Origin of the sequence: Paraburkholderia sp. XV (assembly GCF_020177535.1) — a bacterium.
Lineage (GTDB): Bacteria > Pseudomonadota > Gammaproteobacteria > Burkholderiales > Burkholderiaceae > Paraburkholderia > Paraburkholderia caribensis.
In genome coordinates this window covers 64,202-75,610 of the sequence record NZ_JAGUUD010000026.1, presented here as the reverse complement: position 1 = coordinate 75,610, position 11,409 = coordinate 64,202, and the positions used below count along the sequence as shown (strand labels likewise).

Below are 11,409 nucleotides of genomic sequence, written 5' to 3'. Positions count from 1 at the left end.
CGATGCCGACCATCAGCGTGCCGAGATACAGGCCCTTGCTCATCCACTGCTTGAAGTTGCGGGCGCGGTAGAGTTCGGTGTGCAGCCACGAGGTCTTGAACGACTCGGGATAAGCCGTCAGTTCGTCGCTCTGGCGTCCAGCCTGTACGGCGTCGAATGCCGCGTCGGCGGCGAGCATGCCTGTCTTGATCGCCGCGTGCGAACCCTTGATCCGCGATGCATTCAGGAAACCTGCGTCGTCGCCCACGAGCGCGCCGCCCGGGAAAGCGAGCTTCGGCAGCGAGAGCAAGCCGCCCGCCGTGATCGCCCGCGCGCCGTACGACACGCGCTTGCCGCCTTCGAGGAACGCACGAATCGACGGATGCGTCTTGTAGCGCTGAAATTCCTCGAACGGCGACAGATACGGATTCGAATAACCGAGGCCGACGACAAAACCCACCATCACCTGGTTATTGTCGATGTGATACAGGAACGAGCCGCCGTAGGTCTGCGTATCGAGCGGCCAGCCAGCCGTGTGGATCACCAGACCCGGCTTGTGCTTGGCCGGATCGATTTCCCACAGTTCCTTGATGCCGATGCCGTACACCTGCGGATCGGCGCCATCACGCAGCTTGAACTTGTCCGACAGCTGGCGTCCGAGATGCCCGCGCGCGCCTTCGCAGAACAGCGTGTACTTGGCATGCAGTTCCATGCCGAGCTGGAAGTTTTCGGTCGGCTCACCGTCCTTGCCGATGCCGAGATTGCCCGTCGCGACGCCTTTGACGGAGCCGTCGTCGTTGTAAAGCACTTCAGCGGCCGGAAAGCCCGGAAAAATCTCGACGCCCAGCGCTTCGGCCTGCTGCCCGAGCCAGCGCGTGACGTTCGCGAGGCTGATCACGTAGTTGCCGTGATTCTTGAAATTGTCCGGCAACGCCCAGTTCGGCACCGCTTTCGCGCCCGTTTCGGAGAGAAACAAAAAGCGGTCTTCCGTCACTTCGACGTCCAGCGGCGCGCCTTTTTCCTTCCAGTCCGGAATGAGTTCGTTCAGCGCGCGCGGGTCCATCACGGCACCCGAGAGGATATGCGCCCCAATTTCCGAGCCTTTTTCGAGCACGCAGACGCCGATCTCGACGCCTTTCTCCGCGGCACGCTGCTTCAGGCGAATGGCCGCCGACAGGCCCGCCGGGCCGCCGCCGACGATCACCACGTCATATTCCATCGACTCGCGCGGGCCGTATTGCTCGATCAGACTTGCGGGGGTCATTGATGCTCCTCTTACCGTTAGAATGCTTTTTTCGGGATCGTATTGTCAGCGAACGATCCCTGCACTGCAACACAATGAGGCAAGATTAGCACGATCGTTCTATTATTGTGAACTGGGATTTACGCCATGCGCTGCGCAGCACGCGGGCCAGGCATTCCCATCACATCCACGTTCCAAGGAAAACGACAATGGGCCGTTCGATCAATCTGGAAGGCAAGGTGGCGCTGATTACCGGCGCGTCGAGTGGACTCGGCAAGCGGTTTGCCATGGTGCTGTCGCAAGCAGGCGCGAAGGTCGTGCTGGCGAGCCGACGTATCGAACGCCTAAAGGAATTGCGTGCCGAGATCGAGGCGTCGGGCGGCGCGGCGCACGTCGTTTCGCTCGACGTGACGGATTATCAGAGCATCAAGTCGGCCGTCGCGCATGCCGAGACCGAGGCGGGGACGATCGATATTCTCGTCAACAACTCGGGCGTCTCGACCACGCAAAAGCTGACGGAAGTGACGCCCGCCGATTTCGAATACGTGTTCGACACGAACACGCGCGGCGCCTTTTTCGTCGCGCAGGAAGTGGCCAAGCGGATGATCATGCGCTGCGGCGCCACTAACAAGCCGTCGTACCGGATCATCAATATTGCATCCGTGGCGGGCTTGCGCGTGCTGCCGCAGATCGGCCTTTACTCGATGAGCAAGGCGGCCGTCGTGCATATGACGAAGGCGATGGCGCAGGAGTGGGGCCGGCATGGCATCAATGTGAACGCGATCTGCCCTGGGTATATCGATACCGAGATCAATCACCATCACTGGTCCACCGATCAGGGGCAAAAGCTGATTTCGATGCTGCCGCGGCACCGCGTCGGAAAACCGGAAGATCTCGATGGGTTGTTGCTGCTGCTCGCCGCTGACGAATCGCAGTTCATCAACGGCTCGGTGATCGCCGCCGACGACGGCTTCGCCCTGTCGTGACGGGCGCGGCTGCGCTGACAACCACGCGTTTCGCGACGCTCAGAGCAGAAAAACGCGAAACGCGCGATCATTGACACCCTTGTGCAACGTCCGCATCGCGCGGCGCAGTCTGGCCGCCATGCTTTGCGGTGCGGCCGCAGCCGAATGCGGCCCAGCCGTTCCGTTTCCCCGATTTGAACCGTAGAAGAAGTGCAATGAGCGATTACCACCCAGTTTTTGAGTTGTCGATGCCGATCCGTTGGGGCGACATGGACGCGTTCGGCCATGTGAACAACACGGTCTATTTCCGCTACATGGAGCAGGTGCGGATTTCCTGGTTCGAGCAGCTCGGCATTGCCGGCGGCAATGGCGAAGGGCAGGGGCCCGTGATCGTCAATGCATCGATGGAATTTCTGAAGCAGCTGCACTATCCGGGCGACGTGATCGGCCGCATGACAGTCGGCGTGCCGGGGCGCAGCAGCTTCGATACGGGCTTCGAACTGTATCGCGCTGACGATCCTGACACGCTGTACGCGCGCGGCAATGCGAAGTGCGTGTGGATCGACTACGCGGCGGGCAAGTCGGTGCCGATTCCCGACCTGCTGCGCTCGACCATCGAAAACGCTCAGCTCGTGAAGGCCTGAGCGTCATCCTCGCGCGCCGGCTGTCACGGCCGGCGCCGCTCCCCGCTCCCGCTACGCAAGCGGACGTCAGTTCCCGAGCAGGCGCTGCAACAGCTCGGTCGCGTTGCCCGTGTCATATTTGCGCATCAGCCTCGCGCGGTAGACGTCGACGGTACGCGAACTGATGTCGAGAATCCGGCCAATCTGCTTGCTCGTTTTCCCCGTCACCAGTTGCGCGGCGATTTCACGCTCGCGCGGCGTCAGTTCCACGGCGACGCGCCGCGTCGCGCTCAGATCCTCGAAAGTCCAGACGCCCGCTGCGTGCGGTGTCGCGCGGTCGAGCGAGCGGCCCGTCACGTGGCACCAGAATAGCTCGCCGTTGGCGCGCTTCATGATGCGGTCGTCGGCGTAGCTGCCTTGCGCCGTCATGATGGGCGGAATGCGCTCGCCGATGCGCTCGAACTCGTCGGGCGACGGATACAGCACCGCGAACGATTGCCCCAGCAACGATTCGCGCGAGCGGCCGAAGATCGAGGCGAGCTGGTCGTTGCAGTCTTCGATGATCCGTTCGCGCGACAGCACGAGACCAATCGGCGCGAGATGAAAAGCGGTTTGGTAATCCAGAGCGGGCATGAAATCAGCGAAGGATGCGGGACGAGTACTTATGTATTTTTGCGTATTGTGCCGCAAGGCCGCCGCATCGTACCCTTTCGGCACATCACAAGATGCGCGGCTGGCGTGCCCGAGCAGTTCTCCATCAAGTTTTGCACGAGTCACGCCACCGTTCGCCGCAGGTGACTAGAATGGCGTTTCGGGCCATGCCCGCAGCGCCCCGGCAATCTGTCAGGCCGCGCGAAAGCGCGCCGGGACGAGCTGCCAGTCGACATAAGAACGGCGTCGCATCGATCCGGATTTTCGGGTATCCAATCAAGGAAGGGACACACTGATGAACAAAGTCTACGCAAGCGCGGCGTCCGCGCTCGAAGGCATCGTCAAGGACGGCCAGACATTCGCTGTCGGCGGCTTTGGCCTGTGCGGCATTCCCGAAGCGCTGATCGCCGCCCTGCGCGATTCGGGCGTCAAGGGCATCACCTGCATCAGCAACAACGCGGGTGTGGACGGCTTCGGCCTCGGTTTGCTGCTGGAAACGCGCCAGATCAAGAAAATGATTTCGTCGTATGTGGGCGAGAACAAGGAATTCGAGCGCCAGTATCTGGCGGGCGAACTCGAGCTGGAATTCACACCGCAAGGCACGCTCGCCGAAAAGCTGCGCGCAGGCGGCTCGGGCATTCCGGCGTTCTTCACGAACACGGGCTACGGCACGATCATCGCGGACGGCAAGGAAACGCGCCAGTTCGGCGAAAACCACTACGTGCTCGAACATTCGCTGACGGCCGACGTCGCGCTCGTCAAGGCATGGAAGGCCGACAAGTCGGGCAACCTGATCTATCGCCGCACCGCGCGCAACTTCAACCCGATGTGCGCCATGGCGGGGAAGATCACGGTCGCGGAAGTCGAAGAGATCGTCGAGACGGGCGAACTCGATCCGGACGCAATCCACACGCCGGGTATCTTCGTGCAGCGCCTCGTGCTGAACGCGAATCCGGAAAAACGCATTGAACAACGCATCGTCCGCGCGAAAGGAGAGTAATCATGGCTTGGAATCGTGACCAGATGGCCGCGCGCGCGGCGAAGGAACTGCAGGACGGCTTCTACGTGAACCTCGGCATCGGCTTGCCGACGCTCGTCGCCAACCACGTGCCCGCGGGCATGGAAGTGTGGCTGCAGTCGGAAAACGGCCTGCTCGGCATCGGTCCGTCGCCGTACGAAGACGAAGTGGACGCCGACCTGATCAACGCCGGCAAGCAGACGGTGACGACGCTGCCGGGCTCGTCGATTTTCTCGTCGGCCGATTCGTTCGCGATGATTCGCGGCGGACACATCAACCTGGCCATTCTGGGTGCCATGCAGATCAGCAAGAAGGGCGATCTGGCGAACTGGATGATCCCGGGCAAGATGATCAAGGGCATGGGCGGCGCGATGGACCTCGTGGCGGGCGTGAAGAAGGTCGTCGTGCTGATGGAGCACGTCGCGAAGGGCGACCAGCACAAGATTCTCGAGAAATGCACGCTGCCGTTGACGGGCGTGGGCGTGGTCGACCGCATCATCACCGACCTCGGCGTGATCGACGTGGTCGATGGCGGCCTGAAGCTGGTCGAACTGGCCGACGGCGTCACCGTCGACGAGATCAAGGCGAAGACGGGCGCGCCGCTCGACACGAGCGCAGTGGGCTGATCTTGTTCGTCCGGTTCCGCGCCGGATCGGGTTGACGTAAAGATTGATGGGAAGCGGGTGCGATGCAGGTCGCACCCGCTTTTTCATTTTGGCGTTTGTGCTTTTGTCCTATGCCGTTTCACCGATGAGAGACGAGGGCGAAGCGGTTTAGAATCGATCGTGTTCCGTGCGCCTTTTGCGCGCTGCCTGTTTCGATCGAGGGAATTCTGATGACCGCCACGCCCTTCGCCGTTTCGCCCGCAATCAGTCCCGCCGTGCCCCGTCAACGTTACGTGCAATGCGCAAGCCCCGTTGGTCTGCATCGCATCGCATACACAGAATGGGGTGCGCCCGACAACCCGCGCGTGCTGGTCTGCGTGCATGGTCTCACGCGCTCGGGTCGTGACTTCGACCGGGTCGCGGCGGCGTTGTCGTCGGTGTATCGCGTGGTGTGTCCTGACGTGGTCGGGCGCGGCTTGTCGTCGTGGCTCGCCAATCCCGCTTACTACACCATTCCGCAGTATGTCGGCGACATGGTCACGCTCGTTGCGCGGCTTGGCGTGGAGTCGGTGGACTGGTTCGGCACGTCGATGGGCGGGCTGATCGGCATGGCCTTCGCCGGGCTGAAGGATTCGCCCATCCGCAAGATGATCGTCAACGACGTCGGCCCGCATGTCGAGCCGGTCGCGCTCGAGCGTATCGGCAGCTATCTGGGGCAGCCGGTGTCGTTCGCCACGCAGCAGGAAGTGATCGATCATGCGGCGTTGCTCGCGCAATCGTTCGGGCCGTTGACGCCCGAAGAGTGGCGCGAGATCAATTCGCCGCTCGTGCATGAGCGTGACGGCGCATGGCGTTTTCGCTACGACCCGCGCATCGCGGAGCCGTTCACCAAGACCACGCCCGAACTGGCGGCGCTCGGCGAGGCGGCGCTGTGGCAGTCGTTTGCGGCGATCGAGGGACCCGTGCTCGTGGTACGCGGCGAGCAGTCGGATCTGCTGTCGCGCGAAACCGTCGCGCAGATGATCGAGAAGGGGCGCAATGTGTCGAGCGTCGATATTCCCGGTGTGGGCCACGCGCCAGCCTTTCTCTCCGCTGATCAGATCGATATCGTGAAACGGTTCTTTATCGGGGACGGCGCTGACGCGTCATAATATGAGATTCGCGCGGCGTCGTTGACCGATCACAAAGAATCGGGGAACGCAAAACGCATCGCCGCACAGCATCGTTTTTTATTCTCAACGGACAGGACATTTCATGGCAGTCATTCGTCATCACGTCGGCAAGCGTCTTTCGGAAACCGCCGTGCACAACGGCACGGTCTATCTTGCTGGCCAGATCGCCGAGGACACCGATCAGGACATCGTCGGTCAGACGCGCGAAGTGCTCGGCCACATCGACCGCCTGCTCGGCGAAGTCAACAGCGACAAGTCGCTGCTGCTGTCGGTGCAGATTTATATCTCGGACATGGTGCATTTCGCTGGCATGAACGCGGCGTGGGACGAGTGGGTCGCGCAAGGCAACACGCCGCCGCGCGCCACCGTCGAGGCGAAGCTCGCCAACCCGAAGTGCCTCGTCGAAGTGGTCGTCGTCGCCGCGCAGCGCAGCTAGGCCAGCCATCACGTTTCAAGCATTCGCCTGAGTGCCCGCGTATGCCGCGGGCCGCCGCACGATGAACACCGACACCGTCACGACCGCTCCGAACCCAACGCCGTCTTTCGACGACGCGCTCGCGTTCGTGCGCGAGCACGCGGGCGATGCGCGCCTGTCGTCGGGCGAGCCGCTCGCCGATCATGCCGCCGGCACGGCGGCCATCATGCGCACGCTCAACGTCGATCCGCCTGCAGTGCTGGCGGCGGCGCTGTTCTCGCTGACGCCGCATCTGACGAACCCCGAGCAGACCATCGCCGACAATTTCGGCGAGGAAGTCGCGCAACTGGTCGGCGACGTGCGCAAGCTGCTGCGGCTCGGCACCGTGAGCATGCGTGCGGCGCAGAACGCGATGCCCGAAGCGGGCCGCGATGCGCAGGCCGCGCGCCGCGCGCAGGTCGAAGCGTTGCGCAAGATGCTGCTCGCGTTCGCGCAGGACATCCGCGTCGTGCTGATCCGGCTCGCTTCACGGCTGCAATCGCTACGCTACTATGCAGCGGCGAAGATCACGCCTACGCCGGACGTGGCGCGCGAGACACTCGACATCTACGCGCCGCTCGCGAACCGGCTCGGCATCTGGCAGTTGAAGTGGGAACTCGAAGACCTCGCATTTCGCTTCGAGGAGCCACAAACCTACAAGCGCATCGCGAAGCTGCTCGACGAGAAGCGCGTCGAGCGCGAAACGTATGTGGCCGAGGCGATCGAGCGGTTGCAACAAGAGCTGGCTGCGGCGCATATCAACGCCGAGGTGAGCGGCCGGCCAAAGCATATCTACAGCATCTGGCGCAAGATGCGAGGCAAGGAACTGGACTTTTCCGAGCTGTACGATGTGCGTGCGTTTCGCGTCATCGTGCCGGACATCAAGGATTGCTATACGGTGCTCGGCATCGTGCACAACCTGTGGCAGCCGGTGCCCAGGGAGTTCGACGACTACATCTCGCGGCCCAAGCCGAACGGCTACAAGTCGCTGCACACGGTCGTGATCGGCGATGACGGCCGCGCGTTCGAAGTGCAGATCCGTACCCAGGAAATGCATCAGTTCGCCGAGTATGGCGTGGCTGCCCACTGGCGCTACAAGGAAGCGGGCACGCGCGGCTACGGCGGCCAGTTCAGTGCTAGCGAGAAATACGACGAGAAGATCGCATGGCTGCGTCAGCTGCTTGCGTGGAAGGACGATGTGTCCGAAGGCAAGCCCGGTGAAAAGGGCGCGGCCCGGCCGTGGGAGCAGCTTCGCCAGGCGACGCTCGACGACGACCATATCTACACGCTCACACCGCAGGCGCGTGTGATTCCGCTGCCCCAAGGCGCGACGCCGCTCGATTTCGCGTATCACCTGCATAGCGAACTCGGACATCGTTGCCGCGGCGCGCGCGTCGACGGCGCGATGGTGCCGTTGAACACGCCGTTGCAGAACGGGCAGACCGTCGAGATCATCGCGGTGAAAGAAGGCGGTCCGTCGCGCGACTGGCTCAATCCGCAGCTTGGCTATCTGCAAAGCCACCGCGCGCGCCAGAAAGTGCGGGCGTGGTTCAACGCGGTCGAAGTGCAGGAGAACATCGCGACGGGGCGCGCGATGGTCGAAAAGACCTTGCAGCGCGAAGGCAAGACGTCCGTCAATCTCGATCAGCTTGCCGCGAAGCTGGGTTTCAAGTCCACCGACGATCTCTTCTCGGTCGTCGGCAAGGAAGAGTTCAGCTTGCGGCTCGTCGAGCAGGCGCTGAACGACGCGCCGCCCGCCGAGCCCGTCGTCGAAGCGCCTGAGCAGTTCGAGAAGCGCAGCAGTGGCGCGAGCGTTGCGCATGGCGCGTCGACGGGGGTGCTGGTCGTCGGCGTCGATGCGTTGCTCACGCAGCTCGCGCGCTGCTGCCGCCCGGCGCCGCCAGATGACATCGCGGGTTTTGTCACGCGCGGCAAGGGCATGTCGATCCATCGCAGCGACTGCCCGACGTTCCTGCGGATGGCCGAGCGTGCGCCGGAGCGTGTGCTGCAAACGGCATGGTCCGCGGACGTGATGAGCGGGCGCGGCAAGTCGGTCTATCCCGTCGATCTTTCGATCGAAGCCAGCGACCGGCAAGGTCTGCTGCGCGATATCTCCGAAGTCTTCGCGCGCGAGAAGATGAACGTGGTCGGTGTAAAGACGCAGTCGCGGCGCAACGCGGCGTTCATGCAGTTCACGGTGGAAGTGTCGAGTGCGGCGCAGATCCAGCGCGCGTGCGCAATGTTGGGGGAAGTAGCGGGCGTCGTTAGCGCGACGCGCAAGTGATGGCGTTGGCCATTCGCGAAAGCGGCATCGGGATTTTGATGTCGCCGCATAAAAACGCTTGCCAACTTTCTCTGCGCTCCATATAATCTCGTTTCTCTAGGCTCGTAGCTCAGCTGGTTAGAGCACCACCTTGACATGGTGGGGGTCGTTGGTTCGAGTCCAATCGAGCCTACCAACGAATCTGAAACTTCGGCTTGCCGATGTTTCGCAAACGCAAGTAGCAATAAGCGCTTCGGCGTAAATGGCGAACCAAGCGAACATGGTTATGACACCGCGAACGTTGACCGGAACTGTTTCGGAGCGACGCTAGTCGAGGACCACTTTCGCCCTTGTTGTTTGCAGCAGTTTTGCGGAAATGTGAATGCGGCCCCTCGAAAGCGGGGCCGCATTTTTTTTGTCGTGCTTTTTTGTCTTTAAGTCTTGTTGCCTGTGCCGCCGGCCGGCATTACGGAGAACGCAATGGTTTCGATACGACTGCCCGATGGTTCTGTTCGACAGTACGAGCATCCCGTCACCGTCGCTGAAGTGGCGGCCTCGATCGGCCCCGGTCTCGCGAAGGCGGCGCTTGGCGGCAAGATCGACGGTGAGCTGGTCGATACGTCCGCGCTGATCGATCGCGATGTCTCGCTCGCGATCGTCACGGACAAGGACGCCGATGGCCTCGACATAATTCGCCACTCGACGGCCCATTTGCTCGCGTACGCGGTGAAGGACCTGTTTCCCGAGGCGCAGGTGACGATCGGGCCGGTGATCGACAACGGCTTCTACTACGACTTCTCGTATAGCCGTCCCTTCACGCCCGAAGATCTCGAGAAGATCGAAAAGCGCATGCAGGAGCTCGCGAAGAAGGATGAGCCGGTGTCGCGCCGCGTGGTGTCGCGCGATGAAGCGGTCGAGTATTTCAAGAGCATCGGCGAAAAGTACAAGGCCGAGATCATCGAATCGATCCCCGCCAGCGACGAGATCAAGCTGTACTCGCACGGCGGTTTCACGGATCTGTGCCGTGGTCCGCACGTCCCGTCGACGGGCAAATTGAAAGTCTTCAAGCTGATGAAGCTCGCGGGCGCATACTGGCGCGGCGATTCGAAGAATGAGCAGTTGCAGCGTATCTACGGCACGGCCTGGACGAAGAAGGAAGACCAGGATGCGTACCTGCACATGCTCGAAGAGGCGGAAAAGCGCGATCACCGCAAGCTCGGCAAGCAGCTCGACCTGTTTCACATGCAGGACGAGTCGCCGGGCATGGTGTTCTGGCATCCGCGCGGCTGGACGTTGTGGCAGCAGGTCGAGCAGTACATGCGCCGTCGCGTGAACGATGCGGGCTACCTCGAAATCAAGACGCCGATGATCATGGACCGCTCGCTGTGGGAGGCGTCCGGTCACTGGCAGAACTATCGTGAAAACATGTTCACGACGGAGTCGGAAAAGCGCGACTACGCGATCAAGCCGATGAACTGCCCGGGTCACGTGCAGGTGTTCAATCACGGCCTGCGCTCGTACCGCGACCTGCCGCTGCGTTATGCGGAGTTCGGCTCTTGCCATCGGAACGAATCGTCGGGTGCGCTGCACGGCCTGATGCGTGTGCGCGGCTTCGTCCAGGACGATGCGCATATTTTCTGTACCGAAGACCAGTTCATCAGCGAATCGATCGCGTTCAATACGCTGGCGATGAGCGTTTATAAGGATTTCGGCTTCGATAACGTCGAGATCAAGCTTTCGCTGCGCCCCGACGCGCGCGCGGGTACGGATGAAACCTGGGATCGCGCCGAGCAGGGTCTGCGTGACGCGCTGACGGCATGCGGCGTGAGCTGGGAAGAATTGCCGGGCGAGGGCGCGTTCTATGGTCCGAAGGTCGAATATCACATCAAGGATGCGCTCGGCCGGTCGTGGCAGTGCGGCACGCTGCAGCTCGATATGGTGCTGCCGGAGCGCCTTGGCGCGGAGTACGTGGCGGAGGACAATAGCCGCCGCCGCCCGATCATGCTGCACCGGGCAATCGTCGGATCAATGGAGCGGTTCCTCGGTATTTTGATCGAGCACCATGCCGGTGCAATGCCTGCCTGGCTGGCGCCGATGCAGGTCGTTGTGATGAATATCGCAGAAAGTCAGGCGGAATACGCACAGTCTCTGGCCCAATCGTTGCAAAAACAAGGGGTTAGAGTAGAGGCCGATTTGCGCAACGAGAAGATTAGCTATAAAATACGCGAGCACACGCTTGAAAAGGTGCCGTATCTGCTGGTCGTCGGCGATAAGGAGCGTGATGCACAAACGGTAGCCGTGCGTGCCCGTGGCGGTGTCGATCTGGGCGTGATGTCCCTCGATGCCTTCAGCGAGCGTCTGCGCCAGGACGTGCAGACGTTCCAGTAACCACCAGGCAGCGCGGCTCGTTTTTTTAATTTTTAGAGGAAACGTAAC

At 62.0% G+C, this 11,409-nt stretch carries 10 protein-coding genes and 1 tRNA gene; 9 read left to right on the top strand and 2 right to left on the bottom strand.

Annotated features, from left to right (window positions below; translation table 11 throughout):
* Window positions 1-1,243: NAD(P)/FAD-dependent oxidoreductase (locus KFO72_RS15710; protein WP_225032512.1), on the bottom strand; the 1,243-nt coding region annotated here is incomplete at its 3' end.
* A gap of 188 nt (window positions 1,244-1,431) precedes the next feature.
* Here KFO72_RS15710 and KFO72_RS15705 point away from each other — a divergent pair.
* Both KFO72_RS15705 and KFO72_RS15700 read left to right on the top strand, forming a co-directional pair.
* Window positions 1,432-2,208 carry an SDR family oxidoreductase gene (locus KFO72_RS15705; RefSeq protein ID WP_054934288.1) on the top strand — a complete coding sequence of 259 codons (777 nt, stop codon included), beginning with the start codon at window positions 1,432-1,434 and terminating at the stop codon, window positions 2,206-2,208.
* A 194-nt stretch (window positions 2,209-2,402) separates the two neighbouring features.
* A complete protein-coding gene (locus tag KFO72_RS15700; RefSeq protein ID WP_054934289.1) occupies window positions 2,403-2,831 on the top strand; it encodes an acyl-CoA thioesterase in 429 nt (142 codons plus the stop codon).
* A gap of 66 nt (window positions 2,832-2,897) precedes the next feature.
* Here the strand turns inward: KFO72_RS15700 and KFO72_RS15695 are convergent, their stop codons facing one another.
* Window positions 2,898-3,443 (bottom strand): PAS and helix-turn-helix domain-containing protein, encoded by a 546-nt coding sequence (locus tag KFO72_RS15695; RefSeq protein WP_054934290.1) that lies wholly within the window; start codon window positions 3,441-3,443, stop codon window positions 2,898-2,900.
* A 313-nt stretch (window positions 3,444-3,756) separates the two neighbouring features.
* On the opposite strand from KFO72_RS15695, the gene KFO72_RS15690 reads away from it, so the two are divergent.
* The 7 genes from KFO72_RS15690 (at window position 3,757) to thrS (ending at window position 11,361) form a co-directional block, all read left to right on the top strand.
* Window positions 3,757-4,461: a CoA transferase subunit A gene (locus KFO72_RS15690; RefSeq protein ID WP_054934291.1), complete on the top strand. Its 705-nt coding sequence runs from the start codon at window positions 3,757-3,759 to the stop codon at window positions 4,459-4,461.
* A 2-nt stretch (window positions 4,462-4,463) separates the two neighbouring features.
* The gene (locus KFO72_RS15685; protein ID WP_225032511.1) at window positions 4,464-5,105 is read left to right on the top strand and encodes a CoA transferase subunit B; all 642 of its coding nucleotides are present in this window, start codon (window positions 4,464-4,466) and stop codon (window positions 5,103-5,105) included.
* A 209-nt stretch (window positions 5,106-5,314) separates the two neighbouring features.
* On the top strand, window positions 5,315-6,235 hold the full coding sequence (locus tag KFO72_RS15680; protein WP_225032510.1) for an alpha/beta fold hydrolase: 921 nt from the start codon (window positions 5,315-5,317) through the stop codon (window positions 6,233-6,235).
* A gap of 103 nt (window positions 6,236-6,338) precedes the next feature.
* Window positions 6,339-6,692 carry a RidA family protein gene (locus KFO72_RS15675; RefSeq protein ID WP_035990403.1) on the top strand — a complete coding sequence of 118 codons (354 nt, stop codon included), beginning with the start codon at window positions 6,339-6,341 and terminating at the stop codon, window positions 6,690-6,692.
* 61 nt (window positions 6,693-6,753) lie between these two features.
* Entirely contained in the window at window positions 6,754-8,994 is a 2,241-nt protein-coding gene (locus tag KFO72_RS15670; protein ID WP_062915852.1) for a RelA/SpoT family protein, read from the top strand.
* 98 nt (window positions 8,995-9,092) lie between these two features.
* Window positions 9,093-9,169, top strand: a tRNA-Val gene (locus KFO72_RS15665).
* A 284-nt stretch (window positions 9,170-9,453) separates the two neighbouring features.
* On the top strand, window positions 9,454-11,361 hold the full coding sequence (thrS, locus tag KFO72_RS15660; protein ID WP_054934296.1) for a threonine--tRNA ligase: 1,908 nt from the start codon (window positions 9,454-9,456) through the stop codon (window positions 11,359-11,361).
* Window positions 11,362-11,409 lie beyond the last annotated feature (48 nt).

Coding starts and splice junctions, on each gene's coding strand:
- KFO72_RS15690 (WP_054934291.1), top strand. CDS start 3,757: ATGAACAAAGTCTACGCAAGCGCGGCGTCCGCGCTCGAAGGCATCGTC.
- KFO72_RS15675 (WP_035990403.1), top strand. CDS start 6,339: ATGGCAGTCATTCGTCATCACGTCGGCAAGCGTCTTTCGGAAACCGCC.
- KFO72_RS15695 (WP_054934290.1), bottom strand. CDS start 3,443: ATGCCCGCTCTGGATTACCAAACCGCTTTTCATCTCGCGCCGATTGGT.
- KFO72_RS15700 (WP_054934289.1), top strand. CDS start 2,403: ATGAGCGATTACCACCCAGTTTTTGAGTTGTCGATGCCGATCCGTTGG.
- thrS (WP_054934296.1), top strand. CDS start 9,454: ATGGTTTCGATACGACTGCCCGATGGTTCTGTTCGACAGTACGAGCAT.
- KFO72_RS15670 (WP_062915852.1), top strand. CDS start 6,754: ATGAACACCGACACCGTCACGACCGCTCCGAACCCAACGCCGTCTTTC.
- KFO72_RS15680 (WP_225032510.1), top strand. CDS start 5,315: ATGACCGCCACGCCCTTCGCCGTTTCGCCCGCAATCAGTCCCGCCGTG.
- KFO72_RS15685 (WP_225032511.1), top strand. CDS start 4,464: ATGGCTTGGAATCGTGACCAGATGGCCGCGCGCGCGGCGAAGGAACTG.
- KFO72_RS15705 (WP_054934288.1), top strand. CDS start 1,432: ATGGGCCGTTCGATCAATCTGGAAGGCAAGGTGGCGCTGATTACCGGC.